General features: G+C 59.2%; 24 protein-coding genes. 18 read left to right on the top strand and 6 right to left on the bottom strand.

All coding sequences use genetic code 11. From position 1 onward, the window contains the following. Positions 1–8: 8 nt before the first annotated feature. Complete coding sequence (locus tag RIN79_RS16365) at positions 9–1,097, bottom strand: mandelate racemase/muconate lactonizing enzyme family protein (RefSeq protein WP_309085743.1); 1,089 nt, start codon at positions 1,095–1,097, stop codon at positions 9–11. A gap of 239 nt (positions 1,098–1,336) precedes the next feature. Here RIN79_RS16365 and RIN79_RS16370 point away from each other — a divergent pair, with 239 nt between their 5' ends. The 12 genes from RIN79_RS16370 to RIN79_RS16425 all read left to right on the top strand — a co-directional run bounded on the left by RIN79_RS16370 (position 1,337) and on the right by RIN79_RS16425 (position 13,161). After that, the gene (locus RIN79_RS16370) at positions 1,337–2,317 is read left to right on the top strand and encodes a fumarylacetoacetate hydrolase family protein (protein WP_309085744.1); all 981 of its coding nucleotides are present in this window, start codon (positions 1,337–1,339) and stop codon (positions 2,315–2,317) included. Positions 2,318–2,324: 7 nt separating this feature from the next. Further along, positions 2,325–2,801, top strand: coding sequence for a nuclear transport factor 2 family protein (locus RIN79_RS16375; protein WP_309085745.1), 477 nt, complete (start codon positions 2,325–2,327; stop codon positions 2,799–2,801). Then, on the top strand, positions 2,801–4,573 hold the full coding sequence (locus RIN79_RS16380) for a GMC family oxidoreductase N-terminal domain-containing protein (protein WP_309085746.1): 1,773 nt from the start codon (positions 2,801–2,803) through the stop codon (positions 4,571–4,573). Before RIN79_RS16375 ends, RIN79_RS16380 begins: the two co-directional genes overlap by 1 nt. Positions 4,574–4,588: 15 nt before the next feature. Further along, entirely contained in the window at positions 4,589–5,131 is a 543-nt protein-coding gene (locus RIN79_RS16385) for a hydrolase (RefSeq protein WP_309085747.1), read from the top strand. 37 nt (positions 5,132–5,168) lie between these two features. Further along, positions 5,169–6,605, top strand: a complete 1,437-nt coding sequence (locus tag RIN79_RS16390) for an NAD-dependent succinate-semialdehyde dehydrogenase (RefSeq protein ID WP_309085748.1) — start codon at positions 5,169–5,171, stop codon at positions 6,603–6,605. 6 nt (positions 6,606–6,611) lie between these two features. Next, entirely contained in the window at positions 6,612–7,706 is a 1,095-nt protein-coding gene (locus RIN79_RS16395; RefSeq protein ID WP_309085749.1) for a mandelate racemase/muconate lactonizing enzyme family protein, read from the top strand. Positions 7,707–7,773: 67 nt separating this feature from the next. Further along, the gene (locus tag RIN79_RS16400; RefSeq protein WP_309085750.1) at positions 7,774–8,619 is read left to right on the top strand and encodes an SDR family NAD(P)-dependent oxidoreductase; all 846 of its coding nucleotides are present in this window, start codon (positions 7,774–7,776) and stop codon (positions 8,617–8,619) included. A gap of 22 nt (positions 8,620–8,641) precedes the next feature. Further along, positions 8,642–9,076 carry a nuclear transport factor 2 family protein gene (locus tag RIN79_RS16405; protein ID WP_309085751.1) on the top strand — a complete coding sequence of 145 codons (435 nt, stop codon included), beginning with the start codon at positions 8,642–8,644 and terminating at the stop codon, positions 9,074–9,076. 280 nt (positions 9,077–9,356) lie between these two features. Next, the gene (locus RIN79_RS16410) at positions 9,357–10,433 is read left to right on the top strand and encodes an ABC transporter substrate-binding protein (protein ID WP_309085752.1); all 1,077 of its coding nucleotides are present in this window, start codon (positions 9,357–9,359) and stop codon (positions 10,431–10,433) included. Between the two features lie 49 nt (positions 10,434–10,482). Further along, positions 10,483–11,292, top strand: coding sequence for an ABC transporter permease (locus RIN79_RS16415; RefSeq protein WP_309085753.1), 810 nt, complete (start codon positions 10,483–10,485; stop codon positions 11,290–11,292). Next, positions 11,285–12,097 carry an ABC transporter permease gene (locus RIN79_RS16420; RefSeq protein ID WP_309085796.1) on the top strand — a complete coding sequence of 271 codons (813 nt, stop codon included), beginning with the start codon at positions 11,285–11,287 and terminating at the stop codon, positions 12,095–12,097. The genes RIN79_RS16415 and RIN79_RS16420 overlap by 8 nt, the downstream gene beginning before the upstream one ends. Next, positions 12,094–13,161, top strand: coding sequence for an ABC transporter ATP-binding protein (locus RIN79_RS16425; RefSeq protein WP_309085754.1), 1,068 nt, complete (start codon positions 12,094–12,096; stop codon positions 13,159–13,161). The genes RIN79_RS16420 and RIN79_RS16425 overlap by 4 nt, the downstream gene beginning before the upstream one ends. Positions 13,162–13,193: 32 nt before the next feature. Here the strand turns inward: RIN79_RS16425 and RIN79_RS16430 are convergent, their stop codons facing one another. The 3 genes from RIN79_RS16430 to RIN79_RS16440 are packed head-to-tail and all read right to left on the bottom strand — an operon-like array spanning position 13,194 to position 15,304. Further along, a complete protein-coding gene (locus RIN79_RS16430; protein WP_309085755.1) occupies positions 13,194–13,820 on the bottom strand; it encodes an EthD family reductase in 627 nt (208 codons plus the stop codon). Positions 13,821–13,841: 21 nt separating this feature from the next. Next, positions 13,842–14,477 (bottom strand): glutathione S-transferase N-terminal domain-containing protein, encoded by a 636-nt coding sequence (locus RIN79_RS16435; protein ID WP_309085756.1) that lies wholly within the window; start codon positions 14,475–14,477, stop codon positions 13,842–13,844. Positions 14,478–14,497: 20 nt separating this feature from the next. Continuing rightward, positions 14,498–15,304: an alpha/beta hydrolase gene (locus RIN79_RS16440; RefSeq protein ID WP_309085757.1), complete on the bottom strand. Its 807-nt coding sequence runs from the start codon at positions 15,302–15,304 to the stop codon at positions 14,498–14,500. 1,091 nt (positions 15,305–16,395) lie between these two features. Between RIN79_RS16440 and RIN79_RS21625 the strand changes: the two genes are divergently transcribed. The 4 genes from RIN79_RS21625 (at position 16,396) to RIN79_RS16460 (ending at position 20,542) form a co-directional block, all read left to right on the top strand. Further along, complete coding sequence (locus tag RIN79_RS21625) at positions 16,396–16,794, top strand: type I restriction-modification enzyme R subunit C-terminal domain-containing protein (protein ID WP_375165956.1); 399 nt, start codon at positions 16,396–16,398, stop codon at positions 16,792–16,794. A 403-nt stretch (positions 16,795–17,197) separates the two neighbouring features. After that, positions 17,198–19,291, top strand: coding sequence for a DUF3363 domain-containing protein (locus tag RIN79_RS16450; RefSeq protein WP_309085759.1), 2,094 nt, complete (start codon positions 17,198–17,200; stop codon positions 19,289–19,291). A gap of 416 nt (positions 19,292–19,707) precedes the next feature. Further along, complete coding sequence (locus RIN79_RS16455) at positions 19,708–20,064, top strand: metalloregulator ArsR/SmtB family transcription factor (RefSeq protein ID WP_309085760.1); 357 nt, start codon at positions 19,708–19,710, stop codon at positions 20,062–20,064. Beyond that, positions 20,048–20,542 (top strand): SRPBCC family protein, encoded by a 495-nt coding sequence (locus RIN79_RS16460; protein ID WP_309085761.1) that lies wholly within the window; start codon positions 20,048–20,050, stop codon positions 20,540–20,542. Before RIN79_RS16455 ends, RIN79_RS16460 begins: the two co-directional genes overlap by 17 nt. 310 nt (positions 20,543–20,852) lie before the next feature. Here the strand turns inward: RIN79_RS16460 and RIN79_RS16465 are convergent, their stop codons facing one another. Further along, positions 20,853–21,461, bottom strand: coding sequence for a cold-shock protein (locus RIN79_RS16465; protein ID WP_309085762.1), 609 nt, complete (start codon positions 21,459–21,461; stop codon positions 20,853–20,855). A 339-nt stretch (positions 21,462–21,800) separates the two neighbouring features. Continuing rightward, on the bottom strand, positions 21,801–22,727 hold the full coding sequence (locus RIN79_RS16470) for a LysR family transcriptional regulator (RefSeq protein ID WP_309085763.1): 927 nt from the start codon (positions 22,725–22,727) through the stop codon (positions 21,801–21,803). Positions 22,728–22,836: 109 nt separating this feature from the next. Here RIN79_RS16470 and RIN79_RS16475 point away from each other — a divergent pair, with 109 nt between their 5' ends. Both RIN79_RS16475 and RIN79_RS16480 read left to right on the top strand, forming a co-directional pair. Continuing rightward, complete coding sequence (locus RIN79_RS16475) at positions 22,837–23,826, top strand: zinc-dependent alcohol dehydrogenase family protein (RefSeq protein ID WP_309085764.1); 990 nt, start codon at positions 22,837–22,839, stop codon at positions 23,824–23,826. A 487-nt stretch (positions 23,827–24,313) separates the two neighbouring features. Next, positions 24,314–25,072, top strand: coding sequence for an FRG domain-containing protein (locus RIN79_RS16480; protein WP_309085765.1), 759 nt, complete (start codon positions 24,314–24,316; stop codon positions 25,070–25,072). Positions 25,073–25,202 lie beyond the last annotated feature (130 nt).

Raw genomic sequence — 25,202 nt, forward strand, 5'->3', positions numbered from 1 at the left:
AGCTGAACTTAAGTGACCTGCCATCTTTCCACAACGCGCATATCGGGCTCGCATCCCAGCCCCGGTCCATGTGGTACGGCGGTCCGCCCTCCGATCACGGCCGGCATGGTCGGAAAGGGCGTTTCCTCAAGCTCGATGTAAAGCCGCTCCATCGGTACTGCCGGTTCGATCGAGGCGCCTATATGGAGGTTGGCCAAATAACCAGGGCCCATATAGCCACAGTGCGGGATGGCCTCTACGCCATTGTCGTTCGCCATCGCCAGAATCTCAAGCAACGTCGTAATGCCTCCGACCTTTGAGACGCTCGGCTGCAAAACGTCCACGGCGCCAGCTGCGAGAAGACGGCGAAAGTCGTTTACGGATGCCGTGTTCTCACCGGCCGAGATCGGCGTTCCGGCGTTTCGCAGGCGTGCAAGGCCTTCATAGTCATCGGGCGGCCAAACGGGCTCTTCTATCCACCGGAGATTGAGGTCTCCTACGTCCGAAAGCACTCTCTTCGCCTGCTCGACGGTCCAGGGACAATTTGTATCGACGGCCAGCGCGGTCGAAGGGCCGAGGCTGCGGCGGGCCAGCTGCATCCGTTCGACCGTGATCTCGTGCAGCTTTACCGTTTCATAGCCGTGTTCCAGCGCCGAGACGCAGGTTTTCTCCACTGCCTCCTCCGACGAACAACGCAGGAAGCTGGCGTAGACCGGCAGATCCCCGCGGCGGCGTCCGATCAGATCAGACACTGATCTTCCTTCCCGCTTCCCCCGAAGATCCCACAAGGCGATGTCTATTCCTGAAATTGCGTAGACAGCCGGTCCGCTGAGCCCAAACAGGTGCACCTTGCGCCGGACAGTCTCGGTGAGCGCGGCAATATCATCTGCATCCTCGCCGACAATCAGTGGCCCCACCAAACTGTCAATCATCGCCTTGGTCGCGACTGCGCCTGCATGCCCAAATGCTTCGCCCCAACCCGTGAGACCGTCGGTTGTCCTGATCCTGACCAGCAGCATCGAGAGAGTGTTCGAAGGCCTGCCAGCGATGTAGTGGAAGCCCCCGCTTGTTCGGTAAGGCAGGGAAAGCAGGAAGCTGTCTACGGCTTCGATCTTCAAAGTATCCTCCTCATGACAGGTGCTTCCTAGCACACCGCCGCCTGGCCGGCTGAGTTTGTGCATTTGAGTTTCAATCATCGAAATTACAAAGCAAGCCGTTTGCCTTGTGACGTTGTCTTGGCTGAATATCCCGGCCAGAGTTTCAGCGGGCGCCGGCCCGCAGGGCCATCGGCGGAACTGCCGGTGCCGACGCGGTCGCTGTTCAGGCGCGCCGCCAATATCGAGAAAGGTGCGCGGACTTGAAGATCGCAAGTGTTAGGGTAAGGGATGAAGATCTCCTGATTGCCGAGGCGCCTGGAGAAAAGATCGTAAGCTTGCCGGAAGCGCTCCAGGCCTTCACGGAAGGTCCGCATTCCTGGGTCAGGGACATGCTCTCGTTGATCGAAGCCGGGCCGGCTGCGGTAGAACTCCTGGAGAAAGTTCATAAGGCGTTGCAGGCTGATCCGGATGCGGTTAGCGCCATCGCGCCCGAGACTATCCAGTGGTATCCGCCCGTGCGGCGGCCATCCAAGATCTGCTGCTTGGCACTCAACAACAGCGCGAACTCAGAGCGAATAATGTCGGGTCCTAAGCACCCGGCGATTTTCGTCAAAGGAGCCAATGCCCTTGCCGGACACGATGAACCGATAATCATCAAGGAGCACTATGGGCGTGTTCACCCCGAGCCGGAACTGGCGGTGATCATCGCCAAGACGGCAAAGGACGTGAAGGCCGCAAACGCCATGGATTACGTGTTTGGCTACACCATCCACAATGACATCACTTCGCCGACCATGAGAGGCGAAGACACTTTTCATTATCGTGCGATTCATCCGCGGAAGGACGATGGCAACGTAATCGAGTATGTCGATACGTTTACATCGTATTCGGGGCGATACAAATGCAGTGACACCTTCTCGCCGATGGGCCCGTGGATTATATTGCGCGATCATGTGCCTGATCCGCACGCGCTCGCCGTCAGATGTGACCACAAGGGCGAGCTCGTCACCGAAGACAGCACGCTGAATCTTACCCATAAGATCCCACAGGTCCTAGAGTTCATCACTGGCTATATGACTATGCTGCCGGGAGATATCATTTCGATGGGAACCGCGCTGAAACCGGTGACGGAAAAGGGTAAGGCCGTGCAGAATGTCGACCTCCGTCTGCTGGGGGGGCCTATCTCCGTTTCGATCGAAAGGATCGGCACGCTTTCAAACACTGTTTCGGCGATCGGCTAGGCAGACAATGGGCCTCGATTTTAAAGAACTCCTCCTTCTGCGCTTGGAAATCGAGGCGCTAAATGCGGAGTTCGCATATCTGATCGACCACGATCTATCAGAAGGGGTTGCCGACCTCTTCACGGTGGATGGCGTGTACGGCCGGTCAACCGGCGGGCGGAGTGTGGGGCGGGAGGCGATCCGCGAGAGCTACAAGCGTCGCAAAAGCGGCGGACCGCGTACGGCAAGACATGTTTTCACCAATCTGCGGCTAACGCCCGTTGATGACGGGCGGGTCAAGGGCACGTGCATCCTCACGCTCTATGCCCGGGATGGATTGCCTCCTCATCCCGCGGACCCCATGGTCGTCGCCGACTACGATGACATTTACGAGCGCGGTGACGACGGCCGTTGGCGCTTCAAGGAGCGTATCATAAGCTGGATCTTTGAGCGCGATGATGCCGCGTCTCCGCTTGTCCTAGGTGGCGCTCAGGAGAAGCGCTGATGTCCTCCGATCACCAGCCGGCCAGGACAGGAGAGATGTACGATTATTTGATTATCGGCGGGGGTACGGCCGGATGCACCCTTGCGTCCAGGCTGACCGAAGATCCGAACGTGTCCGTTGTGCTGGTGGAAGCGGGAAAAGACGTGACGCGTGAGAACGCTTCCGCGGATGTACTCTCCAACTATCCGGGAAAGGCGTATTTCAATCCGGATTACACATGGCGCGGCTTGAAGGCGCGCCTTGGCGGCGGCCGCAGAAACGACCCGGAAGCCGGTCGCATTGCCCGTTACGAGCAGGCTAGGCTCCTGGGAGGTGGGTCGACGATCAACGGTCTCTGCGCCAACCGCGGCGCGCCATACGACTATGATGAATGGGGCCGCCTCGGTGCGACGGGATGGGATTGGCAAACGGTCCTGCCCTATTTTCGCAAGCTCGAGCGCGATCTCAACTTCAGCGGAGACCTGCATGGGACCGAGGGTCCTATCGCCATCAGCCGCTTTCCGAAAGACGACTGGACGGGTTTCGTCCGCGCGGTGACGACCGAGTTGGACCGGCAGGGCTATCAGTTCATTGAGGACCAGAACGGCATATGGCAGGACGGCTACATGCCGGTGACCGCATCAGTGGACGAAAACGGCCACCGTGTCTCGTGTGCCTATGCATACCTGACTTCGGAGGTGCGCTCTCGCCGCAATCTCACGGTCCTGACGGAAACGCTGGTCGAGCGGATCACCTTTGCGGGAAAGGAAGCGACAGGCGCGATCTTACGTGATGGCAGCGGGGCTACTCGCTCGGTCGGCGCGCGGGAGACGGTGTTGAGCTGCGGGACGATACACAGTCCCGCGATGTTGATGCGCAGCGGGGTGGGGCCAACTTCCGAGCTTTCCGCGCTCGGTATCGAATGCATAGCCGACCGGCGCGGCGTTGGGCGCAACCTGATCGAGCATCCCGTCATTTCCGTATCGTGCCTGCTCGACCGCTCGGCTCGCATGCACAATCCAGCTCGCCATCACACGCAGGCTCACTTCAGGTATTCTTCCGGTGTGGAGGAGTGTCCCGAAGGGGATATGAGCCTTGCCATCATCGCGCGATCGGGCTGGCACGCGATGGGCTATCGCATAGGCACGCTCTATGTCTGGGTGAACAAGTCGTACTCGCAGGGAAGCGTGCGGCTGTCCACGGGCAGCGCCGACGTCGAACCCGTTATCGATTTTCGGATGCTGTCCGACGAACGCGACATGCGCAGGCTAAGGGAGGCGTTCCGCTATGTCGTGTCGCTCGCTCAGTCCGAATCCGTGTCGCGGATTTCAAGCACGGCTTTTCCGGCCAATTACTCAGACCGGGTTCGCCGCTATTCTGCGCCCGGATTGGGCAACCATGTCATCATGCAGATATTTGCGTCAATGCTTGACGCCCTTCCGGCGATGAGACCCTGGCTTCTTAAGAAGTTCGTCACGGAAGGCGCTACGCTTTCGGAAATCATTCGTGACGATGTGGTGCTCGAAAATTATCTGACGAATTGTGTCACCGGCGTCTGGCACCCGGTCGGAACCTGCCGGATGGGTGAGAAAAATGATCCTCTGGCGGTGACCGACAGCAGCGGTCGCGTTTATGGCGTAAATCGGCTTCGCGTATGCGACGCATCGTTGATGCCATCAATTCCTTGCGCCAACACAAATTTGCCTACGATCATGGTGGCCGAACGGATGGCGGACCTGATCAAGAATGAGCGTGCGACGATTTCCAATCCCAATGTGGTCTTGGCCGGATGATCCTGGGAGAATTGAATGCTTATTGATGCTGCGAAAGCTTTCTTGGCGGTGATAGACGTGCAGGAGCGGCTGCTTCCGGTCATCGCGGATAATGAAGCTGTCGAACGCAACTGCTCCATCCTCATCCAAGCTGCGGGTCAGATGAACGTTCCGACTGTCGTTTCGGAGCAATATCCCAAGGGGCTTGGCAAGACCGTGCCGGGATTGGCTGACCTGGTCAAAGGCGACGCCATAATCCCGAAGATGGAATTCTCCTGCGCACGGGACCCCGCGCTGATGAAGCTCATGGAACAGTTCGGCCGGAAGCAGGCGATCCTATGCGGTGTGGAAGCGCATATATGTGTTCTCCAGACTGCCTTGGAACTCCAGCAGCGAGGGTTCGAGGTCTTCGTTGCCGTCGATGCGACCGGTTCGCGTTCTCAATCCAGCAAGGAAGTGGCCCGTGACCGAATGAATGCCGCGGGCATTTCGCTCGTCACCACTGAGATGGTTGTGTTCGAGATGGTTCGAACATCCGCTGCGCCCCAATTTAAGGCCCTCAGCAAATTGATCCAATAACGGCGTCGTAGGCGGCCGCAGACTGAAGGCTAGTAAGATGGCTAACACGGTTCAACTCTACATAGACGGCGCGTGGCGCGACGGAGCGTCCGGCGAGACTTTGGATTTCTGGGATCCGGCGACGGGTCAGACAGCAGGCCGGGTTGCTGTTGCGGAGCGCGGCGATCTTGAAGACGCTTGCCGTGCTGCAGACAAGGGTTTCCGTCAGTGGCGAGCCAAGTCGGCGGTGGAACGCAGCGCATTTCTGCGCAAGGCGGCTGCGCTGCTCCGCGAGCGTAGCGCCGAGATTGCGCCGCTTTTAACCCGCGAACAGGGCAAGCCGATCACTCAGGCCAGACAAGAAGTCGAATCTTCCGCCGAGATATTCGAATGGTTCGCCGAGGAAGGGCGCAGGACCTACGGCCGGATCATTCCTTCGCGCGCGCAGGATGTGAGGCTGTCCGTAATCCGCGAGCCAGTCGGGCCGGTAGCGTCCTTCAGTCCCTGGAACTTCCCTCTTGCCCAGGCGGCTCGCAAGATCGGTGCAGCCCTCGCGAGTGGATGTTCCGTCATACTGAAAGGACCCGAGGAAACACCTGAAGCGCTCGCCCGTCTTGTTGGCGCGTTGCATGACACAGGGATACCCGACGGTGTCGTCAATCTCGTCTACGGCGTGCCGGGCGACATATCATCCTATCTAATCCCGCATCCGCTCATTCGCAAGATTTCCTTCACCGGCTCGACCGCTGTCGGCAAACAGCTCGCCGCATTGGCGGGAGCGCATATGAAGCGCGCAACCATGGAGTTGGGCGGACATTCGCCCACGCTTGTTTTCGAGGATGCGAATCTGGAGCGCGCAGCCGACCTGCTGACGGCTTTCAAGTTCCGGAATGCCGGCCAGGTATGCACCTCGCCAACGCGCATTCTCGTTCAGGACACGGTCTATGGCGAGTTCAAATCGAAGATCGTGGATAGGGCGGCCAGGTTGAACGTCGGCAATGGGTCGGATGAGTCAACTCACATGGGTCCTTTGGCAAATCCTCGGCGGGTGCAGGCGATGGAAGCGTTCGTCCAGGACGCCATTGCCCACAATGCTTCTCTCGCCACGGGAGGCCGCCGCATCGGCAATCAGGGGAATTTTTTCGAGCCCACGATTATCGAGGACGTTCCCCAGACTGCGCGGATAATGAACGAGGAACCGTTCGGCCCTGTCATGATTCTGCAGCGCTTCACCGACTTTGAAAGCATGGTGAAGGAAGCCAACAGGCTTCCTTACGGTCTCGCGGCATATGCCTACACGCGCTCCGCACGTACGGCAGCCATGGTGAGCGAGGCGATGGAAAGCGGAATGGTTTCGATCAATCATCATGGGCTCGGACTCCCGGAAACGCCCTTCGGTGGCGTCAAGGACAGCGGTTACGGGTCTGAAGGCGGGTCTGAGGCAATGGAACCCTATCTGGTTTCGAAGTTCGTCACCCACTCGCTGGCGGACTGAACGGCCATGGTCATCACGGGCCATGAGGTAATCCTGCTTGGTCTGCCGGTCGACGAACCCCTTGCAGGTGGACCATCCGACCCCAGCAGGAACAGGCCGACAATCTTGCTCCTGCTGCGCACCGACGAAGGCGTCGAGGGCATCGGGTTCACGTTTCTTGGTGCGGCGCTGTCCCGCGCTCTGAAGGTGGCGGTCGAAGACATGGCGGAGATGTGCATCGGCCATGATCCCCTCGACCCGGAACCGCTGGTCGCGAAGATCAGCGCCCTTGCGGGAGGTTCGGGGCCGGCCGGCATTTACACACTCGCACTGGCGGCGATCGATATCGCCCTCTGGGATATCAGGGGGAAGGTTTCGGGACAGCCGCTATGGCGATTGCTCGGCGGCAAGGACAAGCCGGTGCCCACCTACGCAAGCGGCGCGTTGATGCGGGAATTCGACGATGAAGTGGTTCCAATGGCATGCCGGCGTCTGGTCGAGGCCGGCCATCGGCACGTGAAGATGCAGCTTGCTTTGCCTGGGGAGTACAATCGCGAAAGGGAAATCCAACGCATTGGCGACATTCGCGCCGCATTGGGAGACGACATTGGCCTAATGTGCGACGTGAACCAGCGCTGGACTGTTCAGCAGGCCGTCGAGATGGGACAGGCTATCGCGGGATTTGGTCTTTGCTGGCTGGAAGACCCCGTTGCCCACGATGATTTGCCAGGGCAAGCGACGGTTGCGCGAGAGCAGCCTGTGCCGATCGCGACCGGCGAGTATATTTATGGCCTCGGTGGCTTCTCGCAGCTGTTGGATGCGGCGGCTCCTCATTTCGTTATGATCGATCCCTTCCGGGCCGGCGGGATTACTCCTTGGCTCAGGATTGCGGAACTCGCGCACGCGCGCGGCAGGCCCGTCGTCAGCCACCTTGCGCCCGAAGTGCAGGTTCATCTGATCGCGGCGGCTCCCAATGGTCATACGGTCGAATACATGCCTTGGTCGATTGCCATGTTCAAGGAAGTGCCATGGCCAAGGCAAGGCTTTCTACAACCGGGAAAGGCGCCCGGCTTGGGCCTCGAGATCGATGCCGCGGCTGTAAAGCGATATCGATTGTCCTGAGCTGTTCGCGGGCTTGGGCCTACGAGATGCCTTGTCCTTTCCTCGGCTTTGAACCTTTGGAGGCAGCATGCGTACGTGGTTAGTGACAGGCGCCAGCAAGGGACTGGGCGCGGCTATCGCGCGCGCCGCGCTGATGCGTGGTGACCGCGTTGCACTCGCCTCACGCTACATGTCTCCTGCCGACCCAATATTCTCCGAGTTCCCGGACGCCGCTCTGCCCATCACACTGGATGTTGTCGACCCTCTGAGTATCGGTGACGCGATTTGCAAGGTGGAGGGGTGGGGCGGACCGATCGACGTTCTGGTGAACAATGCCGGGCAAGGCATACATGGCGCAATAGAAGAAACGTCCGATAAAGATCTCCGCGCCTTGTTCGACGTGAACTTCTTTGGAGTCGCAGCGACAATCCGGGGAGTATTGCCGTCTATGCGTGCACGTGGCCGCGGGCTGATCATTAACATAGGTTCCGTCGGGGGGTTCGTTGCCAATCCTGGAACCGGAGCCTATTGCGCCACGAAATTCGCACTGGAGGCTCTGACCGAGGCGCTCCGCAAAGAAGTTGAAGGCATGGGCATCAAAGTGGCCATGATCGCTCCTGGCGGAATGCGGACGGGGTTCAACAATTCCTCGATATGGCAGGCTGGCGTGCGAATTGAAGCCTACCACTCGACAGCAGGCACGCGCACGGACGAACTTAAGCGAAATGCCGGGGTGAGGGGTAGCGATGTAGAGGCAGTCGCGGCAGCGGTTTGGCAGTTGTCGAAAATGGATGATCCACCTTCGCACCTTATCCTCGGCGCGGATGCCATAGAGCGGATTGACCAGAAGTTGTCGCATCTGCGCTTACAGTTGGAATCGGCTGATCCACTGACTGAGGCTCCTAGTCACGTCGGGAATGGGGCAGCTCTTTAGAGGCCACCGGTGGAGAATTGAAATGAGCACACTTGACGTCCTTTTGGCAAAGGATGCCATTCGTGAAACCATGGCAAAATACTGCCACGCACTGGACGCCTGTGATTTTTCGGGCGTGGCCGCCCTGTTTGCAGAGGATGGTGAGTGGGGCACCGATTATGGAAATGCCAAGGGCCGCGCCGAAATTGCGGCATTCCTGGCAACCGTTGTCCCTACCAGGGGAAACGGGCCCCAGAGAAAGCACTACATCTGCAATACTGTGATAGAACTATCGTGCGATGAAGCATACGCTGTTTCAGATTATCTAATCATACGAGAGTCAGAGTCCGGACTCATTCCGGTAATGGGCGGCACCTACAAGGATCTCTTTAAACGCATCGATGGGCAATGGCTGTTCAGCAAAAAGCTCCTTGTCCATGATATAGCCGGCGATATGGGCTTGCTGAATAATCGCTGAGGTCAGCAAAGCGCCGACGGGACAGTTTCATGGCGAAACTGCGTCATGGAAGTCGAAGCCGCTGCACGAGATCCCGCTTTGATCACGACGCGGCGCATTGGCCGAGTTGGATAACGTCAGGCGTTGAAAGCCACGCCTTGTCCCAAACTGCGCTTAGCCCGTCAAATTTCAATGTTTGAAATCGACCAGATTTGCGCGCGGTGAAACTATACCGCTTGATATGATCCTCAAACAATCAGGGGGAGCTTTCTAGCGTATTCTTGTCACCGGGAGGAATGCAATGTCGACAGAGACGAAGAATGCGAGGCGCAGTGGTTTTACGCGCAGGCGATTTCTAACGAATTCCGCAGCAGTGAGTTTGGGTTTGGCCGCCCCCGCGGTCTGGACCACTCGCTCTTGGGCTGAAGAAACCTTGGTCTACATCGGATATGGCGGCTCGACGCAGGATGTAATCAACAAGGTATTTATTGAATCCTTCACAAAGGAAACGGGAATAAAAATCATCTCCAGTCCTGGCGCTGACCTCGCGAAATTGCGGGCGCAAGTGCAGACTGGAAATATCGAATGGGATCTTCTTAATCTCATCGGGCCGCAGGCGTCGGCAGCCGGAACCGACGGGCTGTTGGAGGAGATAGACTACTCGGTGGTTCACAGACACGGGCCAGTTGAGCGCGGCCAGTCGAAGTTCTTTAACACCTACTATTTCTCGCGAGGCGGCATCGGCTTCAATCCAGAGAAATTCCCGGCGGGAAAGCATCCGACCGGATGGGCGGAGTTCTGGGACGTGGAGCGTTTTCCCGGCAGGCGCGGCCTGCGCGCTCGACCGGAAGACAACCTGGAAATGGCGCTGATTGCCGATGGCGTGCCCGCCCGGGAAGTTTATCCCATCGATGTCGACCGCGCCTTTGCCTCGCTCGATAAGATCAAGCAAAGTGTTGCGCACTGGATCACGGAAACCCCCCAAACAGTCTCTCTCTTGCAGAACAACGAGGTCGACTTCGTATTCACATACAGCTCGCGGATCGAAGCTGCTCGGAAACAGGGATCATCCGTTGATTTTGTATATGGACCAAATTTCCTGACTCCTGGCACCCACGTAATCCCCAAGGGGACGAAAAAGCGGGATGCGGCGATGCAGTTGATGGGCCATTTTCTTCGACCGGACCTGCAAGCCGAATTCTGCAATCAGACCGGATCGACGCCGATAAACCCTGAGGCGATTCCGCTCATGACGGAAGAAGTCCGCGCAAATCAGCCGAAGTTCGACGATCCCGAGGTTATGTTCGTCGACGTCGACTGGTGGGCGAAAAATTACGCGGAGATCAACCGCCGGTTCCTGGAGTGGCGGCTGACTTGAAGCCCTTGGGTGTCCGGGTGGTGAGCAGCGTTCGGGAGAGTGCGGCTGGATGATTGCATTCATAGTTCCTCTTGCAGTTTTCTTTGCCGTTTTTTTCGTGCTGCCACTGGCGCTGGTCGTTCTGGCCAGCTTGTTCGATCCGGTACTGACCGGATCGAACTATCAAGAACTGTTCACATCGCCCTTGTATCTTCGGGTCCTGCGTTCGACGCTCGAGATCAGCGGCCTGTCGACCGTCGCCACGCTGCTGATCGCCTACCCGGTGGCTTATCACCTTTATAAACAGCCGCCGCGGCGGCGCACATTGTTGATGACGCTGGTACTGCTGCCGTTCTGGACAAGCATTCTGGTCAAGAGCTTCGCATTTACCGTGCTGCTGGGTCAGGACGGCATCATCAACAATATTGCCCGTGCATTGTTCGGCCAGGACACCGCCTTGAAGCTCCTGTTCAATCGTCCGGGCGTCATAATAGGCATGGCGCACTACCTTCTGCCGTTCATGATCTTTGCCATACTCACAAGCCTCCTGGCACAAAATCGCGATTTGCGGCGGGCAGCGGAAGTCATGGGCGCCGGCCGGCTCAAGATATTCAGGAGCATTACGTTGCCGCTGAGCATGCCCGGCATCGTTGCAGGCTGCCTCATCTGCCTGGTTTTGTCACTCGGCATGTTCGTGACCCCAGCGCTGCTTGGAGGCCCCAAGGATATGATGCTGGCGAACCTTGTGGAGATGCATGTTCGTCAGACACTGGACTGGGGCCTGGCCGCCGCCCTCACGGTCCTGCTCATCATTATGACCGGAGCGCTGAGTGCCATCATTTCTCATGTCCGGGGAGGTGGTCTTGGCAGCCATGGGTAAGCGCACGCTGAAGAGGCCTTCCTTGGCGGAACACTGGTTCCCGGCATTGGGGATTGTTGCAGCCATTTTCGGCTATGTTTTCCTCGTTTTGCCGAGTCTGATCGTAATCCCGATGTCATTCGGCACGGGAAGCGAATTGGTATTCCCGCCCCGATCCTATTCTCTCGAGCTTTACCGGCAGTATTTCCAGGAATCGACCTGGATGGCCGTCACCGGCCAGAGTGTAAAGGTAGGTCTAGCCACGATGGCAGTCTCGCTGGTGTTCGGATTTTCTGCTGCGTACGGAATCAGTAGGACCAATTTCAGAGGGAAGGGTCTGCTGACGGTATTTCTGCTCAGCCCGATGTTCATGCCGCACATAGCCATGGCACTTGCAATGTATCTCTACCTTTCGCGGCTAGGGCTGGTTGGCACCACATTCGGCCTTGTGGCAGCCCACACGCTGGTCACGGTGCCCTTTGTCATAGTCACGGCATTCGCCGGCCTTCGCTACGTGGACCGGAACCTCGAACTCGCCGCTGCGACGATGGGCGCAGGCAGACTTCGTATCATCTGGAAGGTGGTGTTGCCCCTGATCGTGCCGTCGATCATCGTGGCGAGTCTGTTTGCGTTCCTTTTGTCATTCGACGAGGTCGTGATCTCCTATTTCATTTCAAGCGTACAATCCGAAACACTGCCGGTGAAAATGTACAGCAGCATACACTGGGAAATTTCTCCGGTTCTGGCCGCGATTTCCAGCCTATTGACGGTGCTGTCCTTTGGCGCCTGCGTGGCCATGTCCTTGTTGCAGAGGAACGATCAATGACAGAGACAATGGTCCGGCTGGAGGCTGTCGAGAAGAGCTACGGCGCAGTGCACGCACTAGCTCCGACCTCGCTTGAGATCGCCAGGGGTGAATTCCTGACATTGCTGGGGCCGAGCGGCTCCGGCAAGACCACGATACTAAACCTGATATCGGGTTCGGTCGCTGCCACCGGTGGGAAAATCTGGATCGGGGGGCGCGATGTCACGCACCTGCCGTCCAATCGCCGCGAGCTGGGCATGGTGTTTCAGAACTATGCTTTGATGCCCCATATGAGCGTTTTCGAGAATATAGGTTTTCCTCTCAGGGTGAGACAATACTCTGAAGCCGAAATCAGGAAGAAGGTCCACGAGGTCCTCGAGGTGATCCGGCTTGAAGGATACGCAAACCGCAAGCCGAAGGAGCTGTCTGGCGGTCAGCAACAACGCGTGGCGATAGCCAGGTGCCTTGTCTACAATCCTGATCTGATCCTGATGGACGAACCGTTGGGCGCGCTCGACAAGAAGCTGCGCGATCAACTGCAACTTGAAATCAGACGAATTCACCGGACCCTGGGTGTGACCCTTCTTTACGTCACGCATGACCAAAGCGAGGCGCTGGTCCTGTCGGATCGGATCTGTCTCATGAACAGCGGCAAGGTCGAGCAGATCGGAACCCCGGACGAACTGTATTTCAGGCCGCGAACGGTATTTGCAGCCGATTTCCTGGGGGATTCCAACATCCTTGATGTTTCCGTGGTATCAAACGGAAAGCAAGCCAAACTTACCACGCGCAGTGGTTTTCAGATTGAGGGAGTGCAAACGTCCCTGTCCGCACCTGTGGCGAAGGTGATGATCCGCCCTGAGTCTCTCATCGTGGCAGAGGACGGAAACAAGGAACCCAATACGCTGACGGGCCTGGTCGAAGACATAACGCTCGCTGGCGGTGTGGTCGACATTCAAGTTCGCCTGGACAATGCCGAGACCATTAATGTGCGCCGGCTGACAACCCGGGATTTCCGCGCAACCGAGCGCGGCCGCCCGATCACTTTGCGCGTCCAGCCAAGTGATGTCGTCGTTCTTGAGTGACCGATATCGTATAGCGCTGTGATCGTGCAGCTTTACAGGAAGCTGTGGACATAGACGGCAAATGTTGCAATCTCGGGCGCCTCACGCTGCAGGCGGTCCGCGTTTGCAGCTACAGCGCGTTCATCCCGAGTCCATACCTCCGCTAGAGCGGCAACTTCCACACCGATAAACGGCACTGCGCTGTTTGGAGCCGCTCCTTGTTCGAGGATGCGATGATTGATGGCGCCGACGATCCCGTCGAGACCGTCCACGACGGCGGGCAAATCGACGTATTCTACCATCTGCAGAACCAGAAGGATTTGCTTGATAGCAGCCCCGGCTCCAGCAGGTTCTCGCGCATCGCCGACGTCGCTGATAACGCGCGACACGGCGCCGATGAATAGAAGCGAATCCTTGTTGCAGGCTGCCATCTCTTCTGAATGGTGTGCGGCGCGCCGGCTTTCGGGATTGTCGAATGTAAGCATGGGAAAGCCATCGATGCGCATTCGACGTGCAACAGAGTTCGTTCCCTGCGCATCAGGCACTACATGATTTTGATCGTATTTGCGGGTGCCCGGCAGCTTGGCGGTCAACGGACCGTGAGGATCAAGCCAATGCTCCCTGAAGGCCGGAAGGGAAACGTCGCCGCGACGGCGGATCAAGCTGGTGGAAACGATCATTTCAATGCTTTGGCCATAGCATCAACGGCTTGCAGCGGCGGCAAGATCGTCGAAAAACGGATCCGCCGCGACCGCGGGTATTTTCAGAAAATCTGCATGCCAATCAGCAAGCGCCTTGCGTCCCGCGCGCCAATCGAGTGCGCCAAATCGAAAATCGGAATAGGAGAGAGCCGTGCCTATTGCCGCATGGCCGATTGTGAAGGGGATATCGATAAGATTCGGAACGTTGGCGTTCATCCGGTCGACAACGTTCAGGTATTTAGCCTCCATGGCGGTAATGAATTCCGAAGACCTTAAGGCGCCTGGCCTGTTTCTTTCTGTGAACCAGCCGAGCAGCAGGTCAATGGTGCCAACACCGAGTGCCAAGCGGCGCAAGGTCTCAAGTCGCGCTTCCCCATTTTCAGGAAAGAGCCGCGGGCCATCATGGCAGCCATCAAGATATTCACAGATGACGCGCGAATCGTAAAGTGCGCTACCATCATCCAACACCAGCGTCGGAATCTTGGTGAGTGGATTGTCTCGCATGAGGTTCGGCAGCGGACGGTAGATATCGACAACCGTATTCTCAAGTTCGATGCGTCCAGCCAGACCCGCCCAGTGTACCGCTACCATGACGAGTCGCACGTAAGGTGAGCGGTGGGAATAATAGAGCTTCATAAGTTCACCCCTTTGGTCGGTCAGGCTTCCATGCTCAGCACCCGACGGGTGAGGAAGGTGTGGATGGCCTCAGCGATCTCTTCGGGCGTTTCTACGGTCTGGTGATGGCTTGTCTCGATAGTGACGAAGTCGACGTCCGGAATCGGACTCATTACCCTGCGCACATATTCGGGGGAGCGGAACACATCCAGCGTTCCGCCGATGCCGAGGGCTGGACATTGCACCGCTTTGACGAATTGCTCGATGTCCATGTCGATAAGCAGCCGATACTGCGCGACGAAACTCGCCGGATCGTTTCCGAGCCAGCGCGCCCGGAAAGCACGGAACCGTTCGGGGTTGCGTGCGCGCAGCTCCGGCGGATATCCGCTTGCCATGGCGCCGTCCACGATGGATTTCATTCCGTCGCGCAAAACATTCTCGAGCATGGCGCGTCTCGCGGGCCGATCTTCAGGCTTCATATCGATCGCAGGGCTCATCGCGATTACGGCCGATGTCCGCTCGGGAAAGCGGGCAGCAAAAGCAAAAGCCGTCGCGGCGCCCAGGGCGCAAGCTGCAAGTGCCACAGGCTCCTTGAGGTCAAGCGCGTCGAGCAGCGCGAGTAAATCGTCGCTCAACAATTCGACGGACAGCTCGCCGCGTACCTTCTCTGACAGGCCGCAGCCGCGCGCATCGTAGCGCAGAACTCTGAAGCCGTCGTAGAACCGCGGCATGACCTCGTCCCAGTTCTCGATCAAACCGCCCATCTCGTGGATCATCACGAGTATCGGTCCACTCGTTCCGTGCAGATGATATCGGAGGGAAGTTCCGTTAACTTCGATGTAGTCCATCTGACTCCTCACCGAGATTGGAGACACTGATCTATCTGCAGGGGCGGTTTGTCGGAGTCAGCGAATTGGCACCCTGGGTCAGCAGAGCATGGTGATAATCCCGACGCAGTTCGGACCCTTCACGCGGTCGGCAGCGGAACGAGCGCGTGACGTTTACCGCCTGTTCTTCCTCCGTGCTGCTTTTCGAGGAATCCACTTCCGCTCTATTTAGACCCCCAACTCGCGCCACGGCAAAACCAGCCATCGCTGCCGCCAGAGGCGCCGGGGTTAACCGTTGCCATGGCTACCAGTTGATGTTGAAGTGATGTTTGCATGGAGATAGGCCGCGCACAACGCAGCTCACTTGCAATTTCATCTGCTGAAAGTAGCAGACGTGCCGAGACGGTAACTTCTCCGGGTTAGCCGGCGCGCAGGAGAGGCGGTTTGGGCTTGAATAGTGATGTGACATTCGGCTCTGGCTGTCGGAACGGCGCCGCAATCAATCGCGAAGTTCGCCGTTGATCTCTGCTGTCCGGACCTGCATGAGCATGTGAGCGCCTGAAGCGACCAGCGTATCTGCTGTTTCTTGACCGTCCGCTTGCCGACGAGTGAATTCACCGCTGCTCAGCCAGCATGCGGCGCGAAGGCCGGCTAGGTAGCGCTTGCCGTAGTTGACGATCGCGCTACGGTTCGATCACATAGGTCAGGAGCTGCGCGCCGAGCTGTGAAGATGGGCGATGGAGAACTCGCTCTCCTGCCGTGAATCGTTCAGCCTCGCCAGGAGCCGCTCCAGAGCGCGGATTGCGCGATCTATCCGCCCACAGCCAGACCGCGAGTCCTGGCATCGCCGCGCGCGCAGTCTTGATCTAAGAAAATAACGGACCGCTGAGTGCTGGGAAGGCGTGACGGTGCCGCTCTTGGAGCTCGTCCGGCTGCGGCTGCGCGATCTCGTCCAGCACATCGAAAAAGGCCCTAAGGAGATCGTCTAGTCCCACTTCGCCGACGAGATTGGCACTGGTAAAGAGGTCCACCTGCCGCAGGTGGGCGAAGCGGATTTCGTGCGCTTCAAGGCAAAGGCGCGGCATTTCTTGCGCAGCCTGAGCGGCAATCAGGTGCTCGACAAGCTGCGCCAGGGACGGCCGTTGACGGCATATGATATGACGGAACTTGAGCGGTTGCTCGTGGACTCTGGTATCGCGGGACCTGCAGAAATCGAGCGCGTCAAAGAGACGAGCCACGGCTTCGGACGCTTCGTCCGCTCGCTCGTCGGATTGGATCGGAAAGCCATCAACGATGCCTTCGCAGAGTTCATCTCTCACGACGCGGCGACACATCAGCAGATCGAATTCATCAGCTTGGTGATCGAACATCTGACGGGAAAAGGGCTCGATGGACCCAGCGATGCTGTATCAGGCGCCATTCACAGACCTTGCACCAACCGGCCCCGAACAAATGTTCAAGGAAGATCGCATCGAGCGCCTCGAGAGCACGATCGAAGCCATCAACAATAGGATCAGCGCCTGCTCAGCATCAGGAGAGCACGAATGCCTCCTAGCTACGAGCCATTGCTCTTCCGCACGGTGGCAAGCTCCGATCTGCCTTTGGCGCGACAGGCAAACGCCCGTCTTTGTGTTGGCGCCTGGGCCTGGCGACTAGGACTGCAAGATAAAGCGAGTCTGCGCTCGCGGCGAGCTATGCCCGCCAAGTGATTGTCTGCACATTGTTTTCGCTGCGCGAAAACGCCCTTGAGCCACGGTGGCGTGAGGTGCAATTTTGGCGGTGGCTCAGCCATCCTTGGCGTTGGTGCGATGTGCGCTCCGCATTGTGCACGCCGAGGTAGGTCTTTCTGCACTTTAGCGCGATACGCTGCAAAGGCCTCTTGCCAAGGCAGAATCGGCTTTCGATCTTGCCGCCATGGCGGATCGCGATGCCGAGAATTTTCGTGTCAGGCCGGGCCGGGTGCGTAGCCGTGGCACGCGGGTCAACACTCGCTCACTGCCGTTCGTCACCCAGGTGAAGATCGCCGTGCAGAAGGCAGGCGGCAACCCGGACCGCATCGCTGGCTCGGGAGGGCAGGGGAGTGGCCGATTCAATGCTCGCGGCCGGGGTGCGAAGATCATGGCCGGCTTGCCACGCGAGAGTGGCGGCTTGAGCCGAAACGGAACCGATAGCCGATCGCGCCGGGTGGTGGTGAAGGCACGGGTGGTGAAGCTCAACCCTGGGCGCCGTGGCCGTGGTCCGAAGTTCGCCGTCAGTCGCGGCGCGGTCGATGCACACCTGCGCTATCTGGAACGGGATGGTGTGACGCGCGACGGCGAGAAGGGCCGAGTCTATTCCGCCGTCGAGGGCGAGGCAGATGGCAAAGCTTTCCTCGTGCGCGGACGGAACGATCGGCACCAGTTTCGCTTCATCGTCACGCCGGAGGATGCCGTCGAGATGCGCGACCTACGATCCTTCACGCGTGATCTCATGCGGCAGATGGAAGATGATCTCGGCACCCGGTTGGATTGGATCGCTATCGATCATCACAACACAGGCCATCCACACACGCACATCCTGGTGCGCGGCGTCACCGAGGAAGGGAGGGTGCTCAACATTGCCGGCGACTACATCGCCCACGGTATCCGCCATCGCGCGAGCGAGTTGGTGACGCTGGAGCTGGGTCCCCAGACCGAGGCCGATCTTACCCGCAAGCTCAGCGTCGAGGTGGAGGCGGAGCGGCTGACCCGTCTCGACCGGATGCTGATCGCCGAGAGCGAGGAGCACGGGATCATCGATCTGTGTCCGCATGCCGGCGACAGCTACACAGTGCGCGCCAATCGCCACCTGCTGATCGATCGGGCCAAGCGGCTGCAGCGATATGGCCTTGCCTCCGAGATCGACCCTGGCCGCTGGACACTGGCCGAGAATGCCGAGCGCGTCCTGCACGACCTCGGCATACGCAATGACATCATCAAAACCATGCACCGGGCGCTCGCCGAGCACGGCATTGCCGACGAGCGCGGCCCGACCCAGTACGTGAACCACGGAAGGGAACTTGCCAAGCCTGTTGTCGGGCGCATACTCGCCAAGGGGCTTGCGGGCGACGAGATGGACGACAGGCTCTATCTCGTTGTCGACGGTGTCGACGGTCGCACCCACTATGTCGAGACCGCCGACGCGGCGAAGCTGGAGGAGGTGAGGCGCGGCCAAATCGTCGCCCTCGATCCGATCCCGTCCAAGGCCGAACCGCGCGCCGCCGATCTCAACATCCGCGACATCGCGGTCTCAAATGGCGGCATCTATCGGCCGAGCGAGCACCTGGAAACGGCACAGCGGCAGATCGACCGCATCGGCGGCGATCCCGATGCCTTCATCAGTTCGCACATTCGCCGCCTGGAAGCGTTGCGGCGGGCCGGCATCGTCGAGCGGATCGATGCCGACCATTGGACAATCCCAGACGATATCGTCGAGCGCGGCGCTGCATACGACGCGCGCAATCGCGGTAAGGACTTCGCCGTGCGCATGCTCTCCTTCATCGATCTCGACCGGCAGATTACGAGCGATGGGGCGACCTGGCTCGACCGGGAACTGGCTTTATCCAAAAGAATGCCGCTGGCCGAAGTCGGCTTCGGCCGCGAGGTGACGGAGGCGATCGACCGACGCCGGCAGAGCCTCGTGGACATGGGCTACGCCACCCGGCTACCCGACGGCTCCGTGCGCGCGCCGCGCGATATTCTCCAACGGCTGGAGCAGGCTGAGATTGCGCGCGTCGGCCGTGCAATGGCGGCCGAGCGTGGCCTCACCTTCATCGAAGCCAAACCGGGCGAGTATGTCAGCGGCCGGCTCTCCGGTGCCGTTAGTCTCGCCTCCGGCCGCTTTGCCATGCTCGACGACGGTCTCGGGTTCCAGCTCGTGCCTTGGCAGCCTTTGCTGGACAACCGCATCGGGCAGCATATCACTGGTGTCATGCGCGACGGGGGTGGGATCGAATGGAGCTTCGGCAGGAAGCGCGGGATCGGCCTGTGATCACCCAAACAGCTTGCGGCTAAAGGCCATGTCAGTCATCCCGCGACCTGATGTGTGTTGAACGGCAAGGGTGGGGCCGACTACGGACTGTCCGGTTCTGGCTGAAATACTAAGAAAGCCGACGTTCGGCCAACGACCTCATTGTCGCCGTTCGGGGTGCTTCCGTCGCCGCCCGAAACTTGCCATTCATTCGGCTCCCTACGGACGGTCTGTTCCGGGGCCGGGAGCAGTCGGTCCGCTTTTCGTGCAGGGAAGAACAATAGCGAACGCTAATCTCCGGGATCCGATGTCCTGACTTGACCCGCAGCAGACGATTTTTGCTGCCGCCGCCGCGCTGCATAACCTCAATGCGGTCTACGGCATGGAAGTTCGGGACGCTTGCGCTTCCTGCGCGAGCAGGTTACACACTGAACTAGATGGTTCAGTGTGTTGGTCCTCTCCTCGATCTCTCATTCGCGGCGCTGTCCGATGCGACCCGCCGCGGGATCATCGATGAGCTTGGGCGAGGGGACGCGTCGATCACCAGTCTCGCGGACAAGTTCCAGATGACGCTGACCGGCATGAAGAAGCACGTCCAGGTTCTCGAGCGGGCGGGGCTAGTCGTCACACAGAAGGTCGGACGGGTGAGAACATGCAAGCTTGGGAAGCGCGGCCTCCAGGCGGAGGCCGAGTGGATCGAGGCGCATCGCAGGTTCTTCGAGGCCCGCTTCGAAGCATTGGACGAAATTATCAGCGAAATGAAACAGGAGGGAAGCGATGAATCAGCAAGTTGACAGTGCAGGTGGTGCGCAGAACCGCACGTCAGTCGAGCGCAGAGGGGATCGCGAACTCGTCATAACGCGGACATTCAATGCGCCGCCGAGCACGGTTTACAGGGCGTGGAGCCAGCCCGAGCTGTTTCGGCGCTGGTGGGTGCCAAAATCGGTAACCGGCGTTTCGCTCGTATCGTGCGATATGGACGTCCGTACCGGCGGCAAATATCGGCTGGAATTCAGCGCCGGCGGTTCGGACACTATGGCCTTCTACGGCAAGTATCTCGAGGTGGTGCCGAACGAGCGCATCGTCTGGACCAACGACGAGGGCGAAGAGGGCGCGGTCACGACCGTGACCTTCGAGGATCAGGGCGGGAGGACACTGCTGAACTTCCACGAAGTCTATCCGTCCAAGGAGGCGCTTGAGGAAGCACTACAGGGCGGGGCGGCTGCATTGCCGGAGCAGCTGGAGCAGCTCGACGAGTTGCTTTCAGCATAGGCGAGTAGCGCAGGTCGGGAAACTCGCCTCGGGGAACGTCTGCTCTTGGGAAGTGACCCCACCGGCCTTTCCGGCCGAAACGAGGGCGCGTTGCCGTCCGGCCGGATCGGGGCCGGGAGCGGAATGGCAGCTTCAGCCAATGCCGGCTGGTAGCGGACTGACCGCAAACGGCCCCAAGCTGGAAAAGTCGTGAATGGCTTTTGGAAGCTTAAGCTGGAATGCGGAACGGCCATCATACAACGTCCGTTGAAGCTTCAAGATGGATGTGGGGCTAACAGGTCCAACCGCTTAGTTGATGAGCTCAGCAGGACTAGGTCAGGTCTAGCGCCCTCGCCTCCGGCCCCTTCTTCCCTTCGACATAACGGACAGTCACCGCTTGGCCTTCTTCCAGGGTGGTGATGCCCGATCGGCTCAGCGCCGTTGCATGAACGAAGATGTCCGGCCCCCCGTCGGAGCGTCCGATGAAGCCAAATCCCTTCTCGGCGTTGTACCATTTGACCGTGCCAGAAGCCTCCCCTTCCGTGCCATTGTGGCTGGCGAAACTCCGGTTTCGTTCCTGCCCGGCAGGGGCGGCAGGCGTTGACAGGATTTCCATAACTCTGGTGACGCTCAACCCTTTCGGGCCGGGTTCGATGACGACGCGAAGTCGAGCGCCTTCAGCGATGTCGCTGATGCCGGCAGCTTCCAACTGCTTGACGTGAAGGAAGGCCTTGTCGCCGCCCAGTGGCTGAACAAAACCAAATCCCTTTGGGGCGTTGAACCAAAGTACGTCAGCTTCAACAGGATCTGGCTGGGCTGCTACCGACCGAGCCGATTCTAGCCGGTGGCTGAAGAAGCTGGGCTCCGGGAAGTCGCCGACGCCTTCATCGCCCCATTCGCCCCTTCGGGAACCCTTCTTGTCGCTACGACGTCTGGTCATCTACGCAATTGCTCATTTTCGGCACGTCTAGCGGCAGCGCGGTCATCCTTCAATGAAATATTTCAATCATGGGAAAACGAAAGCAAGTTCCTTCTCAACGCAACCTCGCCGGCCGCAACAATGCCGAACACCGGCAGGGCCGCCGAGTCGCTTGCAAGACGATGCCAGGGACCTTCGCCTGGCTTGGCCTGGTACGCCGCCGGCCAGCTCGTCCTAGCAGGTCGCGATGCGGCGGAGATTATTCGGGCTGCACAAGGCGGCTCGAACGTCCGCTGTCCCGTTCCGGCCACAGGAAGCTGACCATCCGCTACCGGCCCCCAAGCTGCCCTTTCGAGCTTGTCATCTCGACGGTCGCTCTTCTGAATTTCGCGTCATATACTTGGGCAATGCTGCGGCCAGCGCATCAATGGCAACGCGGACCTTCAATGGTAAGTGAGCTGTCTGCAGCCAAAGTGCGTAGGCATCGTAAAGAAATCGTGGCTCCTCGGGCAGTAGTTCGACCAGCGCGCCAGCCAGAATGCGCTCACGAGCCAGCCAATAGGGCAGCCAGGCCAACCCCATACCGGCAGCTGCGGCATCAGCGACGGCGTCGAGATCGTCGAGCCGCAACCGGTTGGGCGGCGTAACCGCCACCGCAGGCTGGCCGTCGCGCGGAAACAGCCACGGCGGAACAGGGCCCGACCGTCGGTAGACGACAGCATGATGATTGCTTAAGTCCTCGATCTGCTGCGGCCGGCCATGCCTCTCAAGATACGCCGGCGACGCACAGACCACCATACACTGGCGCGCGACGCGACGCGCCATCACCCCAGCCTTGTCCTCCAGGCTGCCGGTCCGGATGGCAAGATCTTGGCCATCCTCCGCAAGGTCGACGATGCCATCGTTGAAGGACAAGTCAAGTTCAAGTGCAGGATATTGCCGCGCGAGTTCCAACAGGACGGGGGCAACGCAGCGCCGGCCGAAGTGCACCGGCATGGTGACACGTAGCTTTCCGCGCGGCGCGGCGAATTGATCGGCCGCGAGTGCGTCAGCAGCTTCGGCTTCGGCGAGCACCACCCGGCAGCGCTCATAGTAGGCGCGTCCAAACTCAGTGAGGCTTTGCCGGCGCGTGGTCCGGTTGATGAGACGCATGCCGAGCCGCTCTTCAAGGAAACGGACATGCTTGCCGACCATCGGTCCCGACAAATCGAGCGCCGCCGCAGCCGCCGCGAACGAGCCGAGGTCGGCGGCTTTGACGAACACAGCCATGCTGGCGAGGCGATCCATGATTCAAAACCAATGGTTCCGACTGTCTTGCGGCTTCAGCTGTTTATTTGATTTTTTCCTGCCGGCATAGATCGTTCATTCAATTCAATCATTTTGGAGTTGTAGCCCGATGGTTCGCGTCATTCGCGTTCACGAACATGGTGGTCCGGAGGTTCTGCGCATTGAAAATATCGCTGTCGCAGGGCCCGGTCGAGGGGAGGTTCAGATCCGGGTCAAGGCGCTGGGTCTGAACCGGGCCGACGTTCTGCTGCGAAGGGGGACCTATATCGAGACGCCGACATTCCCGTCCGGCCTCGGCCTCGAGGCCGCTGGCGTTGTCGAAACGGTGGGCGAGAACGTGGGCGGTTTCGCGCCCGGCGACGCCGTCAGCGTGGTGCCGCCGATATCGATGGCTCGCTGGCCGGCCTATGGTGAGCTTGCCACTTTTCCCGCAGAACTGGTCGTCAGGCACCCGCCGTCCCTTACCTGGGAAGAGGCCGCGGCAGTCTGGATGCCATATCTCACCGCCTACGGCGCATTGATCGATATCGCCAAACTTCACGGTGAAGACTTTGTTGTCATCACCGCGGCATCCAGCAGTGTTGGTCTTGCCGCGATCCAGATCGCCAATGTGATCGGCGCGACCGCGATCGCAGTCACACGGAAATCTGCCAAAAAGCAGGCTCTGCTCGATTTCGGCGCTACCCATGTCGTCGTTTCTGAGGAGGAGGACTTGGAAGCCCGGCTGAAGGACATCGCCGGCACGCAAGGTGTGCGCGTCGTGTTCGATGCCGTGGGTGGCCCGATCTTCGAACCTCTGACGGCGTCGATGTCACGCGGTGGCATACTCATCGAATATGGCGGCTTGAGCGCCGAGCCTACGCCCTTCCCGCTGTTCGCCGTGCTGAGCAAGACTTTGACGTTGCGTGGTTACCTCGTTCACGAGGTCGTCGGCGATCGGACGCGGCTGGAGGCCGCCAAGGCTTTCATCCTCGAAGGACTGGAAACGGGCGCCCTTAAGCCTGTCATCGCCAGGACCTTTCCCTTCGACCAGATCGTCGAGGCGCACCGCTTCCTGGAGTCGAACGAACAGCTCGGCAAGATCGTCGTGACCGTTTGACCGATCATGTTCGCTCTCGGTCCGTGAACACCTGGGCCAAGGGCAGGAATCACCAGGCGAAGCTTTATTCCGGATCGGGGCCGAATGCAGGCCGTCCGGTTTTGGTTCGGATTAAGAGATAGCTGCCGTTCGGCTAGCGACCTCATTGTCGCTGCTTGGGTTATTTCTCACACAGCCCGAAAACCTGCCGTTCTTTTTGCTCCGGACGCAGAGCGGGAGCATAAGGTGCCGGTCTGCTCTTCGGTTAAAGTCCCGGTAAGCGCCGCTCAGCTGGGCAACCGCTGCGGTGTAAATTCGGCGCTAAAGGGTCCCTACTGTGCCTACGAACCAGTCGTAGGCATCGCTCTATGGTAGGTCTTTTCCCGTTGGATGGTCGAATCAAGGCTCTTCGCATGGATATAATCGGCACTCAGAAATCTGGACTTTTTCGAGAGGCGATGTCGAGAGTCTAACCTGCAGCGCCATTCGGAAAGCGCCGGCTCACCGCGTGCGTGACTATATGGACCTCGCAACCAAGGTAGCCGAGCTTCAATTTCGAAATCGTGATTTTGTCCTGATGTTCCGCGGCCAATCAGGCGATTATAAGAACCGCCTCAGATACACTTCCCTTAAGCCGACATTGCTCAGGGGCTCGCAGTCGAACGTGGTTCCGACTCACACCGTGATCGACAAACGCTTTGCAAAGCTGATTGTTGCCGAGCAAGCGCTGATCGAGGAATATGAAGAGCGACAGTTGCTTGGCCGCGAGCGCCTCGCGCGCCAACGTATCCTTCGTTGGGCCATATTGCAGCACTATGAAATCTGCAAGACGCCGCTCCTGGATGTGACGCAGTCGTTGCGCATTGCTGCATCCTTTGCCTCGCTCGATGCCGAAGGCGAAGCTTATGTTTTCGTCCTCGGCATCCCGAGCATCAGCGGTGCGATCACTGCGAGTGCTGAGGCAGGTCTACAGATCGTTCGGCTCGCGAGCGTCTGCCCGCCGTCGGCGGTGCGTCCGCATATCCAGGAAGGATATCTCCTCGGTGAATATCCGGAGTGCGCGAGCGCCGAGCAGAAGCTTCTCTACTCACACGCGGAAATGGATTTCGGGCGGCGCCTCATTGCTAAGTTCAGCTTCGATCCTGTTCGTTTTTGGCAGAAGAGCGGCCGCTTTCCTCAGGTCGTCCGAAGCGCGCTTTACCCGTCAGCGTCGCATGATCCAATGTGCGCGCTCGCCGAGGCGGTTAAGAAAGCGATCAGAAGCTGACAGCAGCTATTTCGAAACAAGAGACCACCTTGACGGTATGGCCATCCCGATATTGAGCCGACCGCTACTGACGCGCGCAAGACGCCCTTGGCGACCCAAATGACCTTGAAGACGGACGCTCGTTGAGCAA

The organism is Chelativorans sp., from assembly GCF_031180965.1.
GTDB lineage: Bacteria > Pseudomonadota > Alphaproteobacteria > Rhizobiales > Rhizobiaceae > Chelativorans.